This is a genomic window from Nonlabens agnitus (genome assembly GCF_002994045.1).
Classification (GTDB): Bacteria; Bacteroidota; Bacteroidia; order Flavobacteriales; family Flavobacteriaceae; genus Nonlabens; species Nonlabens agnitus.
Map to the genome: position 1 here is coordinate 200128 of NZ_MQUC01000003.1, position 17597 is coordinate 217724.

The 17597-nt window shown below is 41.6% G+C and carries 13 protein-coding genes; 10 read left to right on the top strand and 3 right to left on the bottom strand.

Annotation, left to right across the window (positions count from 1 at the left end):
* Positions 1–29: 29 nt before the first annotated feature.
* The 6 genes from BST86_RS01115 (at position 30) to bglX (ending at position 10257) form a co-directional block, all read left to right on the top strand.
* Positions 30–1313, top strand: coding sequence for a glycosyl hydrolase family 17 protein (locus tag BST86_RS01115; RefSeq protein WP_105981652.1), 1284 nt, complete (start codon positions 30–32; stop codon positions 1311–1313).
* A gap of 43 nt (positions 1314–1356) precedes the next feature.
* Positions 1357–2820, top strand: a complete 1464-nt coding sequence (locus tag BST86_RS01120; protein ID WP_105983907.1) for a glycoside hydrolase family 30 protein — start codon at positions 1357–1359, stop codon at positions 2818–2820.
* A gap of 16 nt (positions 2821–2836) precedes the next feature.
* The gene (locus BST86_RS01125; protein ID WP_105981653.1) at positions 2837–5176 is read left to right on the top strand and encodes an MFS transporter; all 2340 of its coding nucleotides are present in this window, start codon (positions 2837–2839) and stop codon (positions 5174–5176) included.
* A gap of 1 nt (position 5177) precedes the next feature.
* The gene (locus BST86_RS01130; protein ID WP_105981654.1) at positions 5178–6086 is read left to right on the top strand and encodes a glycoside hydrolase family 17 protein; all 909 of its coding nucleotides are present in this window, start codon (positions 5178–5180) and stop codon (positions 6084–6086) included.
* Between the two features lie 319 nt (positions 6087–6405).
* Entirely contained in the window at positions 6406–7632 is a 1227-nt protein-coding gene (locus BST86_RS01135; protein ID WP_105981655.1) for a T9SS type A sorting domain-containing protein, read from the top strand.
* Between the two features lie 306 nt (positions 7633–7938).
* A complete protein-coding gene (gene bglX, locus BST86_RS01140; RefSeq protein ID WP_105981656.1) occupies positions 7939–10257 on the top strand; it encodes a beta-glucosidase BglX in 2319 nt (772 codons plus the stop codon).
* 79 nt (positions 10258–10336) lie between these two features.
* Here bglX and BST86_RS01145 read toward each other — a convergent pair whose 3' ends face one another.
* Positions 10337–11722 carry an FAD-binding oxidoreductase gene (locus BST86_RS01145; protein WP_105981657.1) on the bottom strand — a complete coding sequence of 462 codons (1386 nt, stop codon included), beginning with the start codon at positions 11720–11722 and terminating at the stop codon, positions 10337–10339.
* Positions 11707–11946, bottom strand: coding sequence for a hypothetical protein (locus tag BST86_RS01150; RefSeq protein ID WP_105981658.1), 240 nt, complete (start codon positions 11944–11946; stop codon positions 11707–11709). The genes BST86_RS01145 and BST86_RS01150 overlap by 16 nt, the downstream gene beginning before the upstream one ends.
* 91 nt (positions 11947–12037) lie before the next feature.
* On the opposite strand from BST86_RS01150, the gene BST86_RS01155 reads away from it, so the two are divergent.
* Positions 12038–12673 (top strand): SDR family oxidoreductase, encoded by a 636-nt coding sequence (locus BST86_RS01155; RefSeq protein WP_105981659.1) that lies wholly within the window; start codon positions 12038–12040, stop codon positions 12671–12673.
* A 46-nt stretch (positions 12674–12719) separates the two neighbouring features.
* Here the strand turns inward: BST86_RS01155 and BST86_RS01160 are convergent, their stop codons facing one another.
* Entirely contained in the window at positions 12720–13193 is a 474-nt protein-coding gene (locus BST86_RS01160; RefSeq protein WP_242446428.1) for an SRPBCC family protein, read from the bottom strand.
* A gap of 122 nt (positions 13194–13315) precedes the next feature.
* Here BST86_RS01160 and BST86_RS01165 point away from each other — a divergent pair, with 122 nt between their 5' ends.
* The 3 genes from BST86_RS01165 to BST86_RS01175 are packed head-to-tail and all read left to right on the top strand — an operon-like array spanning position 13316 to position 17586.
* Positions 13316–15298, top strand: coding sequence for a peptidylprolyl isomerase (locus BST86_RS01165; RefSeq protein WP_105983909.1), 1983 nt, complete (start codon positions 13316–13318; stop codon positions 15296–15298).
* Positions 15291–16139 carry a hypothetical protein gene (locus tag BST86_RS01170; protein ID WP_242446429.1) on the top strand — a complete coding sequence of 283 codons (849 nt, stop codon included), beginning with the start codon at positions 15291–15293 and terminating at the stop codon, positions 16137–16139. Before BST86_RS01165 ends, BST86_RS01170 begins: the two co-directional genes overlap by 8 nt.
* Positions 16099–17586, top strand: a complete 1488-nt coding sequence (locus BST86_RS01175; RefSeq protein WP_055412117.1) for a peptidylprolyl isomerase — start codon at positions 16099–16101, stop codon at positions 17584–17586. Before BST86_RS01170 ends, BST86_RS01175 begins: the two co-directional genes overlap by 41 nt.
* Positions 17587–17597 lie beyond the last annotated feature (11 nt).

Genomic DNA, 17597 nt, shown 5'->3' on the forward strand with positions numbered 1-17597 from the left:
TAAAAAATCATCTTCACAACCATTGAGGTATGAGAACAAGAATCACATCAATGATCGCAATGCTGTTGCTGCTCGCAATGGGTTGTAAGGATGTGGCTCCAAATCAAATACCAGTAACAGAAGAGAAGTCAATGACAGCAAGTGATATCCTATCAAATCCAGAATACCTAGCGATTTCCTATGGTGGCTATCGCGATACCACGCGTACCATACAGCCTACCATACCGCAGCTCAAAGATGATTTGAAAATTCTATCTGCTATGGGCGTTAGAATTTTACGCACCTACAATATGCAGTTGCCGCACGCCACAAATGTGGTTAAGGCCATCGCACAACTCAAGCAGGAACAACCTGGTTTTGAAATGTATGTGATGTTGGGAGCATGGATTGATTGTAAGAACGCCTGGACGGATAAGGCACCTGACCATAATGTAGAGAGTGAGCTTAACGCTGCCGAAATTGATCGGGCTGTCGCGCTAGCTAAGGAATATCCTGAAATCATCAAGATCATTGCGGTAGGTAACGAGGCCATGGTCAAATGGGCTACCAGTTATTATGTACAGCCAGCGGTCATCCTTAAATGGGTCAATCACTTGCAAAATCTCAAAGCCAAAGGAGAACTGCCTAAGGATCTATGGATCACCAGTTCAGATAATTTTGCCTCTTGGGGCGGCGGCGAGGACCTATATCATGTACCAGAACTAGAAGAGCTTATTAAGGCTGTGGATTATATTTCCATGCATACCTATCCCATGCACGATACTCATTACAATCCTGTGTTTTGGGGAGTTTCTCCTAAAAACATGCTGTTGTCCAAAAAGCAAAAAGTTGAAAATGCAATGATCAGGTCGGTCAATTATGCCAAGGATCAATACAACAGTGTTCAAGCATACATGACATCGCTAGGCGTTAATAAGCCTATACATATAGGAGAAACAGGCTGGGCGACCTATGCCAACGATCTTTATGGTGATGAAGGTTCCCACGCGGCAGATCAGTACAAGTCAGGTCGTTATTATCACTTGATGAGAGAATGGACCACATCAAACAATATTTCCTGTTTTTATTTTGAGGCCTTTGATGAACAATGGAAGGATGCTGGAAATCCTCAAGGGTCAGAGAATCATTTTGGTCTTTTCAATATCGATGGTGAGGCAAAATATGCGATGTGGAATCTGGTGGATGAAGGAACGTTTGAAGGACTTACCAGAAATGGTCATGCGATTACCAAAAGTTTTGATGGTGACGAGAAAAAATTACTGGGCCACGTTAAACTGCCGCCAGTGCGACTAAATTTTAAAGGCTATGAATAAATGGATATACAGATCAAAAGGAATATGGTCAGCCATTTTTATAATGACATTGATGAGTTGTAAAGAAACCAAAGAATCAGATGCTGCCCTAAATGTGGAGATCTACGAGACCTCTGCAGCTGGAAATCAGCTTGCTAAAATAGAAGCGTCGCAGGATTCTAAGAGCGACCGCATCATAACTATTGACGACCAAAAAACCTATCAAACCATTACTGGATTTGGCGGCGCTTTTACTGAATCTTCGGCCTATTTACTCAATCGATTGAGTAAAAAAAATCGGGACACGATTATCGACGCCTACTTCTCTCGAGAAGGAGCCAATTACTCGCTAACGCGCACGCACATGAACAGTTGCGATTTCTCGTTGGATCAATATTCATACTCACCAGTAGAGGATGATATGGAATTGGAACACTTTACGATTGAGGAAGATCGTGACGATTTAATTCCCATGATCAAGGATGCCATGGCAGCCTCACAAGATGGTTTCAAAATATTTGCCTCACCATGGACCGCAGCGCCATGGATGAAAGACAACAACGCATGGGTAGGCGGCAGTTTATTGCCTAAATACTACGACACATGGGCTCTTTTCTTTTCAAAATACATCGATGCCTACGAGGCAGAAGGTATTCCCATCTGGGGATTTACGGTAGAGAATGAACCACACGGCAACGGGAACAACTGGGAAAGCATGCATTTTACACCTAAGGAAATGACAGATTTTGTTCAGTTTCACTTGGGACCTAAACTTGAAGCCGATGGTTATGGTGATAAGATCATATTAGGATACGATCAGAATAGAGCTGGATTAAGAGAATGGGTAGATGTGATGTATGAAAATGAAGAAACTTCTAAATATTTTGACGGTACGGCGATCCACTGGTATGAAAGTACTTATGAAGTTTTTCCAGAAGAATTACAATATGCGCATAACAAGGCACCAGATAAGTATTTGATTGAAACAGAAGGTTGTGTGGATTCTGAAATCCCGCACTGGAGAGATGACGCATGGTATTGGTCCAAGGAAGCCACGGATTGGGGTTGGGACTGGGCCAGTGAAGAGCAAAAATATTTGCATCCCAAATATGCGCCGGTTAACCGCTATGCGCGCGACATTATAGGTTGTCTCAACAACTGGGTAGATGGATGGGTAGACTGGAACATGGTGCTGGATAGGCAAGGTGGTCCCAACTGGTTTGAGAACTGGTGTGTAGCACCTGTTATTGTAGATCCAGATGCAGATGAGGTCTATTTCACGCCTTTATATTACACGATGGCTCACTTCAGCAAATTTATCAGGCCAGGTGCGCAAATGATAGAGGTAGATAATCCAGATAAGGATCTCGTTGCTACGGCAGCCAAGAATCCTGACGGAAGCATTGCATTCGTCATTTTCAATGAAGGAATGGAGCAGAAGGATTATACATTACGCTTTCGCGAAAGCGAGATCAACATCAAGCTAGGCCCACAAAGCTTACAGACCGTAGTCCTACCAAACAACTAACTTAAACCATCACATTATGTCCACTGCAAAAAACAAAGTTCATTTCGGTCAGAAGGTAGCCTTTGGTTTAGGGATGCTGGCCAATCAAATGTTTCCAGCTGCGCTGGGAATATTCATGGTAGTATTGGTTCAAAACTTGGGTTTCCCTACCTGGATGTGGGGAATCTTGTTCTTTTTACCACGCGTTTTTGATTCCATTACAGATCCCATTATGGGATTCATTTCTGATAATACAAGGTCAGTTTGGGGTAGACGTAGGCAGTATGTTTTTATTGGTGCCATAGTAATGGGAATCTCCTTTTCCATGATGTGGCAGTTGTATGAAGTGGATAGCTTGAGTTATAATTTTACCTATTTCCTGCTATGGTCGCTGGTCTTTTATTTGGGTTTAACGGTTTTTAGCGTGCCTTATGTGGCGATGGGTTATGAGATGAGCGATGATTTTCACGAGCGAACAGATATCATGGCTGTGGCTCAATGGATAGGGCAATGGGCTTGGGTGATTGCACCATGGTTTTGGGTGATCATGTACGATCCAGATTGGTTTGAAAACGCCGCTGTCGCAACACGTACCATAGCTATATGGGTGGCTGTGATTTGTGCGATTTTGGCAATGATTCCAGCATTTTTTGTAGACAGTAAATCCACTAAAGATGATGATAGCCTGGCGCCATTAACGCTTAAAACAGTTGGTGGTAGTTTAAAGGAAATTGTGGAGAATTTTAAAGAGGCCTTTAAAATTGACGACTTTAAAAGGTTGTGTTATGCTACATTTCTGATATTCAACGCTTTTAACACGGTAGCTGGTTTTTCATTCTTTATAGTCGTCTACTATTTGTTTGCAGGTGATGCCGCAGCTGCTGGAATATGGCCTACGCTTTTGGGCAGTATAGGTGCGTTGGTAACAACCTTCTTGGTAATTCCGATAGTGGCAAGAATGTCCAAAAAACTAGGTAAGAAGAAAGCCTTTTTAGTATCTCAGGGAATTTCAATTCTAGGCTACATCATGCTATGGTTCTTATTTGTGCCTGGAAAGCCTTATCTATTCTTGTTTGCACTACCATTTTTCTCTTTTGGTATAGGTAGTTTATTTACACTGATGATGTCCATGACTTCTGATGTTATTGATGTGGATGAGCTCAACACTGGAAAGCGTCGAGAAGGAGTTTTTGGTGCAATCTATTGGTGGATGGTGAAATTTGGATTTGCGATCGCAGGTTTATTAACTGGAGCCATAATGACTTTAGTAGGCTTCGTTCCTGATGCTGAAAATACAGAAGCATCCGTTACAGGAATTAGATTGTTCTATTCTGGTTTGCCTATTGCTGGAACATTAGGTGCCATGTGGATCATGCGTAAATATGAATTAACTGAGCAGAAATCTCACGTCATTAGTGCAGAACTTGCCAAACGAAGAATGAGAAAAGCTATTAGACCTACATCATCCTTCTATGCACTTAACAAGCTCAAATCATTAATCGCCATCAATAGCGAGGCAAATTATCCAACCGATGTGGAGTCTGAATTATCTGATGATGACTTGGCAGCTCGATTTCATCAAACTTTAAATGCGGGAGTTCACGGTTTGTGTTTTAGTCCCTATCTGGAAGGACAGAATATAGGTGACCAACTCACAGGAACCCAAATTGATGGTAGGATGGAAGTTATCCAGCCTTATACAAAATGGGTGAGATCATTCTCGTGTACCGATGGTAATGAACTCATTCCGGTTTCTGCAAGATCCAAAGGAATCAAAAGTATCGCTGGAGCCTGGATCAGCAATGATAGAGATCGCAATGAACTGGAGATCGCTGGTTTGTTGAAACAAGCCAAAAGCGGTATGGTCGATATTGCTGTTGTAGGTAATGAGGTATTGTTAAGAGAAGACTTATCTGTAACTGAACTTATTGAATACATACGACGTGTCAAGGCAGAGTTGCCTAATTTAAAAGTTGGATACGTAGATGCTTATTATCAATTTGTTGAGAATCCAGAACTCATTGATGAAGTTGATGTCATACTGGCCAACTGTTATCCGTTCTGGGAAGGTTGTCACATCGACAAATCCACAGCTTATCTGGATGGGATGTATAGTGCGGTTTTGGAAGTTTCCCAAGGGAAACAAGTCATCGTTTCAGAAACAGGATGGCCTAATCAAGGAAAGGAAAATCAAGACGCAGTCCCTTCTAAGGAAAATGCGATGAGATATTTTATCAACGTCAATAACTGGTCTTCACAAAAAGATGTTGAAACCTTCTACTTTTCTTCCTTTGACGAATCATGGAAAGCGCGTCAAGAAGGAGAAGTAGGTGCACGTTGGGGAATTTGGGATAAAAACGAAAACTTAAAATATTGACATGTCATTTAGAGAAGAACAATTCGTAAAAGGGAACAGCAAGAACTTTACGGAGACCACAGGAATCAATGTAGATTGTTTTAATGAAGAGAGTCTAAAACAGCTATGGCGTGATACGTTAAATCGAGGAATGCACGGGATTTGCTTTAGCATGTATGAAGATGGTCAAGAACCTGGAGATCATATCACCAGAGAACAGGTAGAACGACGCATAAAAATCCTAAAGCCACATGTCAAATGGATCAGATCGTTTTCTTGTATAGAAGGAAATGACTACGTATCACAGATTGCCCATGAACAAGGTTTGAAAACGCTCGTTGGTGCATGGCTTAGCGATGATTTAGAAAAGAACGAGCAAGAGATCGAGGCACTTATCGATTTAGGCAAAAATGGTCATATCGATATTGCAGCGGTAGGAAATGAGGTGTTATACCGCAACGACCTCACTTTGCAGCAACTGTTGGATTATATGAAAAGAGTAAAAGATGCGCTGCCAGATATTCCAGTAGGTTATGTGGACGCCTATTATGAGTTTGTAGTACATCCAGAATTGGTTCAAAACTCAGATGTCATACTGACCAACTGCTATCCGTTCTGGGAAGGTACTCCTATAGAATACTCTTTGGGACACATGAATAATATGTACCACCAGGTAACTTCTGTTTGTCAGGGAAAACCTGTTATCGTAACTGAAACAGGATGGCCCAGCCGAGGTGAAAGTCTAAAAGGAGCTCATCCGTCTGAGGTTAATGCGATGAAATATTTTATTGATACGCAACGCTGGTCTGACGAAAACAACATTGATGTATTTTATTTCTCATCATTTGATGAATCCTGGAAAAAAGGTGATGAAGGAGAAGTAGGTGCCTATTGGGGACTTTGGGATAAGCATGAGAACTTAAAGTTCTAGTCACCAAAAACCTCAAAATTAATATAGACTCAAACGTTTTAGTAAAGGTCTTGGACCGTCAAATTGTTAATGAACTATACAACATTACTACATCATCAGTCGATAATATCGATTAGCTTGTAGCTAGATAACCTTATAAACGAACGTATTAGCTGATTTTCCTTATGTTTTGGAAAAATTATGATTGTATGTTTTTTGTAGCATTATGAAATTCTTATTTTAAGATAGTTGTAATTAGATTTATAACAATTACTCATTAATAATTTAAACATATTAACATGAAAAAATTACTTTATTATTTATTTTAAGCTTAACAACTTTGTTTCTGCAAGCGCAAACCAATTTGGTTGTTAATGGAGATTTTGAATCTGGAAGTATTGCGCCATGGACAGGTAATGCCGCAAATCTTCAAACGGACAATGGTAACAGTTTTAACTTTGCAAATGTAGCTACGGCTGGTCAAGCATTTACTGTTAATTTAAGTCAGGTTCTAACGATTGAACAAGGAGCGACTTACACAATGACCTTTGATGCATCGTCAGATCGTAACCGAACCATGCTAGCTGGTATAGGACAAAATGCAGCACCTTTTAATGCTGATGTGAAGTCCGTAAGTTTAACTACCGCAAATACTAGTTATAGTTTAACTCTTTTGGCTTCAAATTTTGGTGATGCTAATTGTAGAGTGATTTTTGATATGGGTGCTGATGTAGGAGTCGTAGTAATTGATAATGTTACTCTGACAAAAAATGAGGGTACTAATGAACCTGCTCCAGCACCAGAGGTTGCTGCCCCAAATCCTCCAGCGAGAAATAGCGCAGATTATTTTTCTATTTTCAGTGATGCATATACAAATCAACCAGATGTAGTTTTTGGAGCTTTTGACGTGGGAACTCAAAATATTGAAGAGGTATCTATCCAGGGTAACAACACTTTAAAAATTACGACACAACCATCTGATAGACAATTTTTATTTACTGACTGGGGAACTGTTGTAGACAATTCAGAAATGACAAATTTTCACATGGATTATTGGATTCAAACCGACTTTGCCACCGGCTTAGTAGCAAATCCAAAGTTATCTAATCATGATGGGAACAATGGTGAAACATCTGCTATCGATCTAAATAATCCTGTTACAACTCTTGGCGAATGGGTTTCTTACGATGTAGCCCTTCCAGCCGGTGCTCCACGTAACGCGTTGCGTCAATTTGTATTGACAGTGGTAGGCGCAGAACCTCAGGCTCGCACCATTTATCTTGATAATGTTTATTTGTATAAGCAGGCAACGGCTAGTACAGAAAATGTGGACTTATCTAAAATTAGAGTATATCCTAATCCGTCTAGTGATGTTTGGAATATTGTAGGTAACGATGTAACTATTCAATCTGTAGATTTATACTCTACACTTGGTAACAAAGTGTCTAGCCAGACTGTGAATGGTAATTCTTTATCTATTAACAATTCTGCTTTATCCAATGGTATCTATTTTGCTAAGCTCAATACTTCCGCAGGAAGTACGACTATTAAGTTGATTAAGAAGTAGTAATTTAATTCTTGACTCAAGAAATGGATTGTTTGAAAAGACAATCCATTTTTTTATTTGACTCCGTTTTAGAATGATCAATTGTGATCGATTGTGATCGATTGTAATTCGATAAAAAATCAATAATATCGCTTTCGCGAAAGCGAACTACCCCAAAATTCTCTTACATCCATTGGTCTAACCACAATTCCACAGCTTTAGGAAGCTGTGATTCGTTTTTACAATTCTAAATCTAGATCTTTGTGATTCTAGGTAGATTCTGAACGTCCATCCACAGCCATTAAAATCCATCAAACCAAAAACCTTATGAGTTTCAAACATTATTTAAATAGAATAGTGATACTGATTTTATTGGTCACCATCTATTCTTGTCACACATCAATGAACCAAAGTCATACCCCAAAAGTAGAAGAAGAAAAAAATATGCCTGTGAACGAGTTAGACAGAAAAGTAGATTCTGTTTTGAATATAATGACCCTAAAGGAAAAAATAGGGCAAATGAATCAATACTCTGGATTTAGGGATTTTACTGGTCCGGTTTCTAAAACGAGCGATGCTGCAAGTAAAACGCAGGACATACGTGATGGGTTGGTGGGTTCCATGCTTAATGTGAGAGGCGTCGAGAATGTTAGAGCGGTTCAAAAAATAGCAGTGGAAGAAACACGTTTGGGTATTCCATTGATTTTTGGCTTTGATGTGATTCACGGTTACCAGACCATGGCGCCCATACCGCTGGCCGAGGCTGCCAGTTGGGACCTGGAGGCTATTCAGAATTCTTCACGACTGGCTGCCAAAGAAGCTGCCGCAGCAGGATTGAACTGGACATTTGCACCTATGGTGGACATTTCACGAGATGCCCGTTGGGGTCGTGTGATGGAAGGCGCAGGCGAGGATCCTTATCTAGGTAGTAGGATCGCTACAGCCCGAGTCAACGGATTTCAAGGGAACGATTTATCTGACCGATTTACCATCGCGGCCTGTGCAAAGCATTTTGCGGCTTACGGTTTTTCAGAAGCGGGACGTGAATACAACACAGTGGATATTGGGAACTCTACCTTGTACAATGTTGTGTTACCACCTTTCAAAGCGGCTGTGGATGCCGGTGCTCGCACATTTATGAGCAGCTTCAATGATTTGAACGGTATTCCAGCATCAGCTAACGAATTTTTGTTTAGGGATATTCTCAAAAATCAATGGGGTTTTGAAGGTTTTGTAGTTTCTGACTGGGCATCCATCAAAGAAATGATCAATCACCATTACGCTCCAGATGATGAGGCTGCTGCCAGACTTTCAGTCAATGCCGGTATAGATATGGATATGGAATCCTATGTATATATGAACCATTTGGAACAACTTGTCGAAGAAGGAAAAGTACCTGTAACAATCATTGACGATGCGGTGAAACGCATCCTAAAGGTCAAGTTTGAATTGGGCCTTTTTGATGATCCCTACAAATATTGCGATGAGGTTATTGAGAAGCAAGTGATCAATAGTGAAGAAATGAAAGCTGGTGCGCTCGACATGGCGCTAAAATCCATTGTTTTGTTGAAGAACGAGAATGAAATGCTACCCTTAAAACGCGGACGTAAAATTGCCGTGCTAGGAGATCTCGCGATGGATAAAAACAGCGTGCTGGGCAACTGGAGAATAGGAGCCATAGAAAACACGGCCATTAGCCTAAAAGAAGGCTTTGCCAATTATACGGAGAACGAAGTCGTTTTTGAACGCGGTCCCGTGTTTGTGGATCAAAAAGCAGAATTCACCCAAGAGTTGGTATACAATAAGACCGATACTACAGGTACCGCTGCCGCCCTAAAAGCTGCCGAGAATGCAGATGCGGTCATCGTCATGCTGGGAGAACACGGACTTCAAAGTGGTGAGGCGCGCAGTAGGACAGATCTAGGATTACCAGGTTTACAGCAGGAATTTTTGGAACAAATTCACGCGGTGAATCCCAATATCGTTTTAGTTCTTACTAATGGTCGCCCGTTGGCGCTGCCATGGCCAAAGAAAAACATTCCGGCTATCGTAGAGGCCTGGCAGTTGGGATCCCAAAGCGGTCACGCCATCGCACAGGTTTTGCACGGTGATTACAATCCGTCAGGTAAGTTGCCCATGACCTTTCCCGTTGATGTAGGACAGGTTCCTATTTACTACAACCATAAGAATACCGGTCGTCCCGACGGTTATAATGAGGGAACGGTTTTTTACTCGCATTATCAAGACGCTCCTAATGAACCCTTGTGGCCGTTTGGGTTTGGTCTTAGTTACACCACTTTTGAATACGATAATGTACAGGTAGATCATAACTACAGTCAAAATCAAAAAGTAGTCGTAACCGCAAGGATCTCTAACACAGGTGATCTTGCTGGAACTGAAATTGTCCAGCTATATATTCAGGATGAGTTTGCGACCACCATTAGGCCCGTCAAAGAGTTGAAGGGCTTTGAGAAAGTAACCCTGCAGCCAGGTGAATCAAGGCAAGTCTCTTTTGAATTGACCAGCGATCAATTAGGTTTTTTCAATAATCAAGGTGATTGGATACTGGAAAATGGCGCGTTTAAGGTCTGGATAGGTGGTTCTTCGCAAGCGACTTTAGAAGCCAGATTCACATTGGAACAATAGGTGGTGAGCAATATGATTGTTGATGGGTTCGCTTTCCTGTCTGCCGACAGGCAGGCGCGAAAGCGAACTTATTCTCCATCTAGTCAAAAATACGATTGGGATTGAGAATGCCTTTAGGATCTATGGCAAGTTTCAACGTTTTCATTAGCTGAATTTCCTGAGCCGTGCGACTTATTTTGAGATAGGCTTTTTTGTCAATTCCTATTCCATGCTCTGCACTTACAGATCCGCCTATGGCTTCAAGACCGCCGTAGATAACATCATTGATTTTCAGTCTCAAGGCATCACTCTGGTTTTCCTTCCCAATCATGAAATGGATATTTCCATCTGCCACGTGGCCAAAGGCATAAATCTGTTCAATGCCCTCGATGTGCTCTAGTCGATCATAGCAGGACTGGATGTAGCTGCCTATAAGCGCTACCGGCATGCTGATATCAAAATGTTGATCATGGGTCATAAAGTCGGTCAGATTATTGACATCTTCTCTAATCCTAAAAAACCAGTCCACATCGCTAGGCGATTGCGCCATCACTGCGTCCAGAGCCATTTCATTAATAATGGCATTCTCCAGCATTTCTTGAAATTCTGCTTGATCGGTTTTGGGCTGGCTTCCTAGTGTTTCTACTAAGATGTAGAACTCATAATCATATTGCAATGGCGGCCGCACAGCTTCACTGGTTGCCGTCATTTGCTCATAGGTGTTTTTCCAGATGAGCTCAAAACCGCTTAGTTTGCCAGCCAGTCCTTGGTCAAAATATTTAAGTAATGTGACCACAGATTCATAATCATTGACGGCAAGGTACGCGGCGTTTCTGCTGCTGGGTGCTTCCTGCAGACGCAATACCGCTCGAGAAACGATCCCTAAAGTACCTTCAGATCCTATAAAAAGCTGTTTGAGATCATAACCAGAGTTATCCTTAATGATCTTTTTCATGGAATTGATGATGGTGCCATCTGCCATGACAGCTTCAATTCCTAAAACCAATTGACGGGTCATACCATATTTGAGAACGCGTAAACCACCAGCGTTGGAAGAAATAATACCACCTATTTGTGCACTGCCTCGTGCCCCAAAATTGAGCGGAAATAACAGTCCTTTTTTCTCAACAGATTGATGTAGATGTTCTAGGATCACTCCAGATTGTACCGTTGCAGTGCGACTACTTTCATCAATTTCTTCAATGGCGTTCATGCGTTCCAGCGATATGACGACCTCATGTCCTTTAGACTCTGTGCCACCTACAAGATTTGTCAAGCCACCATGAACAACGACAGGTTGGTCGTGTTGATGGCATATCTTCAGGATTTTGCTCACTTCTTCAGTGGACTCTGGCAACAAGAGGCACATCGCTTTCAGCGACTCATTCATGCGCCATATGTGGCTATAGCGTTCTTTTAAAGAATCGCCCATAAATAGCCGAGCATGAGGCAAAAGATCTTTAAGTTGTTCTATGATTCCATCCATAATTGTCCGCGATGTGGTTTAAGATCGTCTCGCACTTGTGGCATATCAGGTTCCTTGACCGCTACAAAACATAAGTGATGCATTGGTGTGACTTCCTCAACACCAGTAGCTAGAGTGTCTACCTCATTGCCCTCTATATATTCTTTGAGGTGTATTAAATGATGTCTCGCGGTTTGTGCGGCATCGGGACCTTTAAAATCCCAGATCAGTTTGAGGTTTCTCATGGGTTAAAAGTACTAAACAGTGCGTATTAAAGAGGCGTTAAACAACATAGTATTCACAATGTCACTCTGGTTTTGCTTGTATCTTGGGGCTATGGAAAAAATATTAGTAGCAGGTGCAACAGGCACCACAGGAAATATAGTAGTAAATCTATTGCAGGAATCTCAATACTTTGAGCCTATTGCGATGATACGAAAAGAGGAACAAAGAGAGCAATTTGAGAGCAAGAACATCAAGACAGTCATGGCAGATCTAGAAAAGGATGTCGCACATGCCGTAGAAGGTATGGACAAAGTCATTTTTGCAGCTGGTTCTGGTGGTAAAAAAGTGGTGGAAGTAGATCAAGAAGGCGCCAAAAAATTGATCGACGCGTCTCAAAAACACAATATTAAAAAGTTTGTGATGCTCAGCTCGAGAGGTGCAGACGCTCCATCCAATGCAGAAGAGCTTCAAGATTATTTATGGGCAAAACACAATGCCGATGAGCATTTGAAAAAGTCCAATCTTAATTATGCCATCGTGCGACCAGGAACGTTGAACAACAATGACGCGACAGACCACATCGTTCTCACTGACAAATTAGAGAAAAAAGGAGAGATACCGCGTGCAGATGTAGCACAAGTCTTGAGTCGTGTATTGCACGATGATGTGGCAAACCATTCTACGTTCGAGATTTTAGAAGGCGATACCTTGATAGGTAAAGCACTGGAACAGAAATCTGAATCATAACCCAAAATCAACATTGATAAAAAAGCGAGCTCTAGGCTCGCTTTTTTTATAGCTGACTGACAGAGGTGCCGTTTTCGGCAAAATCCTTGAAATCCTGCATGAATTGGAACGTTTGCTTTTCAAAAAGCTCTGGTTTTGCAGCGGCTACCAGCCGCATCATTCCGGTGAATTTAAAAATACTGGTAGCTTCCCAGACGGTTTGAACTTGGGTGCCGTGCTCTGTATTTATTTCGCTTTCGCGAAAGCGATTACTCTGATAATTCACGACTCCTTTTGTGCGATAGGTGGCTTCCCACTGGCGAGGCAAATCTCGTTTCGTGATTTCTTCGGTCATGGTAACCGTTCCCACAAGCGTTTTAATCTTGAGTTTACGTTTGCTGCCTTTCATGCCTATTTGGGGCGTCAAGTTTTCAAAACCTATGAGTCCGCGTTGCCAGTGCTTGAAGTTGTCTTGATTGAGAAATAACTCCATGAGTTTTTCCAATGGCTGGTCGATTGTGATACGGTACTCGTTTTGCATAGTTCTTAAGTACGAGAATAAGCCGTCAACTTAACAAAATTCACATAATAAGCTGGTGTCGCCTGCGTTTTGTTCACCTGAGTGATTTACCTATTTTTGAACGCTCTGGTTAAAACATGATCATGAATCGATTTAAGAATTTATTGTTTTTAGTAACTGTTTGTTTTTCAGTTTTTTGTGTTGCTCAGGATTTGAAGGATCAAACCTTGTTGACCATTGATGGGAACGATTATGACGCTGGAACGTTTATGCGGGTTTATCTTAAAAACCTCGATATCGTTCAAGATGAATCCCAAAAGGACCTGAACAATTACCTACAGCTGTACATAGATTACCGTCTTAAACTGTTGCAAGCCAAAGAAATGGGTTTGCAAAACAACGAGTCTTACAAAACAGAATTACAATCCTACCGCGACGGTCTCGCCGAATCATATCTGACTGATAACGAAGTCACTGAAGCTTTGGTGGAAGAGGCCTATGAGCGCATGAATAGCGAGGTCAATGCGAGCCACATTTTGATCAAAGTAGATCGCAGTGCGGCACCGGCAGATACACTCGTAGCCTACAACAGGATCAAAGAGCTCAAAGATCGAGTGGAAAATGGTGAGGATTTTGCCACCGTGGCTAGAAATCACAGTGAAGGACCTAGTGCCAAGGAAAGTGGTGAGTTGGGATGGTTTGGACCCTTTAAAATGGTCTTTGAGTTTGAAACTGCGGCTTATGAGACTGAGACCGGCAAGGTATCCGATATTTTTAGAACCGATTTTGGATATCATATCCTAAAAGTAAATGATAGAAGGGCTACACCAGATGATGTGGTCGTGGCGCATATCATGACCTATGACAAACGCCAGGATACTACAATAACTGCAAAACAGCGCATCGATGAGATTTATTCACAATTGGAATCTGGACGAGATTTCAGTGCGATGGCGACAGAGTTTTCTGAGGATATCAATTCTGCTAGAAATGGCGGCAAGCTTCCCAGGTTTGGAACTGGTGGACTTAATGCTCCAGAATTTGAACAAGCCGCCTTTGACTTAACCGAAATAGGAAGCTATTCTGAGCCGGTGAAGACAAGATTTGGTTGGCACATCATCAAGTTATTGGAAAGATTCCCAGTACCATCTTTTGAAGACGCTGAATCTGGTTTGAGAGACCAAATCAAAAAATCTGCACGATCCAGAAAAATAACTGAGTCGTTCACCAATAAACTTTTAGCAAAATACGACGTCAAACTACCGAGGATCAATTCGTATAAGAAAAGATTTCCTGCGGTAACAGATTCTCTCATGCAAGGTAGTTGGAACATGGAAATAGGCACTGGAGCGTCGGCTAGCTTATTTGAGATTGAAGATAAAGAGTATTCGCAAAACGATTTTTACCAGTTTGTTCAAGAGAAACAGGTCAAGGATTACAGGAAGTTTGGAAGTCTTGAAGAAAAATTGAAGATGTATTTTAAGGATTTCGTCAACCAATCAGTTATTGATTATTATGACGACCACCTGGAAAGAGACAATGAAGATTTTGCATTCATCTATGGAGAATACAAAGAAGGATTGTTGTTGTTTGAATTGATGGAGAAGAAAATTTGGGAAGCTGCCAAAGTAGATTCTCTAGGGCAACAGGCCTATTATGAAAAGAACAAGGAAAAGTACCAATGGAAACGTAGACTAGACATTGATCTCACTCAAAACACAACGGAAGAAGCCGCTGTCAAGGTGAAGCAATTGTTGGAAAATGGAACGGCTCTTGATCAAATCAAAGAGCAAATCAATGAAAAAGGAAACACAAAGGTGATGGTGTCCAGCGGTGTGGTAGAAGAAGGCTATTCTAGATTACCCCAAAATTTTGAGGTGAAAGAAGGCGTTTCCAGAGTTTATGATAAAGAAGATAGTGGGTTTTACAAGGTGGTCAACGTCAAGGAAGTTTTAGAACCTACCGCAAAGACTTTTGAAGAAGCTCGTGGCGCGGTCATCAACGATTACCAACAGCAATTGGAGAACGAGTGGATGAAATCTTTAAGAGAAGGTCGCGACATTAAGATCCACGATAAGGTGCTCAAAAAAGTCAAAAAGGAAATAGAAGAGAAAACGCGTGCGTAGACTTATAGTAGGAATCATTTCGCTTACCATCATTTCATGTTCCTATTTTGAAAAGGAACAGGAAGTGGACGCTATTGCTCAAATAGGTGATTCCTATCTGTTGCGTTCTGAAATTCAGAATATCCTACCGGCAGATTATACACCTAATGACTCTGTATTGATCGTTCAAAAATACATTGACGACTGGACCACAGACCAGATGTTGATGAAGAACGCCTTGCAAAACATCAGTGAGGAAAAGCAGGATGATCTGGATCTACTTATCTCACGTTATAAAACAGAGCTTTATACTCAGGCCTACCTACAGGAACTCATCAAGCAAAATCTTGACACCACCGTACCCGCTTCTGAAACTAAGGATTATTTCCAGCAGCATAGAGATGAGTTCATACTCAATGAGGATTTGGTCAAATTTAGATACCTACTGGTAGATCAGACCTATTCAGAATTGGAGAAAGTGAACGAGCTCTTTCAAGGTGGCAGCACAAGAAACCTGAAGGAACTGGAAGACATGTCGTTGGGATTCCGTAATTATTCTTTCAATGACAGCATCTGGATCAAGAAAAGCATTCTGTTGGAACGCTTGACACCTATCACTGCGGCAAACGAGGCCCAATACCTAATTCCCGGTCGCACCTGGAAGCTGGAAGATAGTCTTGGCGTATATTTGCTGCACATTAAAGATATCCTGCGACGTGGCGAGCAGGCTCCTCTTTCCTACGTGAACCCAACCATTAAACAGATTTTACGCAACCAGCGCAAGTTGGCTTATATTAAAAAAATAGAAAAGGACTTATTAAATGATGCAATTCAAAGCAATAGACTTAAAATCAATCCGTAGCTGGGTTAGTGTTTTGGTAGTGTTCGCTTTCGCGAAAGCGGCAACAGCACAAACATCTACAACATCTAACGTTCAACAGGATGAAGCCATCAAGCAAGAAGTGCTTGCTGCGTTGAATGATACCGTCAAGCCTACCAAAATACGTCGTAAGATCGATGGAGTATCTGGCGTTATAGGTGATTATGTGTTGCTGGATAGCGATATCGACAAGCAATTGAAAGAAGCACGAAGAAGCACTGGAGCTTCTGACATTACAAAATGTGACGTGATGCAGTCCCTAATGGGACAAAAGCTTTATGCTCACCATGCCATACAGGATAGTATCACGGTTTCTGACAGAGAGATTGCCAGTGCCACAGACAATCGTATAGATTTTTTACGTAGTCAAATGAATGGAGCCAGCGATGAAGAAATGGCAGCATTCTTTAGAAAGGATAGTTTCCAACAACTGCGAGACGAGTTGGATGTGCTTAATAGAGAAGAACTACTCGCCAGCCGTATGCAGGAAAGACTTACTGAAGATGTACAAATCACTCCAGAAGAGGTGCGTCAGTTCTTCTATTCCATCCCAGAAGATAAAAGGCCCTTCATCAATTCAGAAGTGGAGATTGCACGTATCGTTGTGAATTCAAAACCTAGCGAAGAAGCTATTCAAGAAACCATCGATAAGCTCAATCAGTATAGAGACGATGTATTGAATAATGGTGCCAATTTTGCCGCCAAAGCAACCTTGTATTCTGAGGATATAGGTACAGAGCGTCAAGGTGGCGTACTGTCCATGCGACGTTCAGACCCATACGCAAAGGAGTTTAAGGAAGCGGCATTTTCCTTGGAAGAAGGTGAGATCAGCGAGCCGTTTGAAACGTCCTTCGGGTGGCACATTTTGTACGTAGAAAAAATACGCGGTCAAGTAAGAGACGTGCGACACATTCTCTTGTATCCATACATTAGTCGAGCGCAAGAGTCTAAAGCTCGCGCTAAGCTTGATGCCATGCGTGATAAGATCGTTCAAGGTGACACCACTTTTGCAGATGCTGCAAGAGCCATAAGCGATGAAAAGGAAACTGCAGAAAAAGGAGGTCAGTTTGTGAATCCTATTACTGGTGAAAATTTGCTGGACCTGGCAAAAATTGCTCCTAGATACATATCGTCCAGTATCGTTTCTTCCGTACAGTTTTTACAGGAAGGTGATGTTAGTGGGATTATTGAAGAAAAGGATCCAAGAGGTACAGGATCTACTTCTTTTACTATCGTGAACCTGATTAGAAAAGTAAAAGACCACGAGGCAGATTATTCCTCAGATTATGGTAAGATCAAGGATCTTGCTCTTAGAGATAAGCAAGTGCGCAAGATTGAAAAATGGCGCGAGGAAAAAATCAAGGATACCTACATCAAGATAGGTGATGACTTTGATGATTGTGAGTTGCTTCAAGAATGGAATAAATAGAAAATACCCAC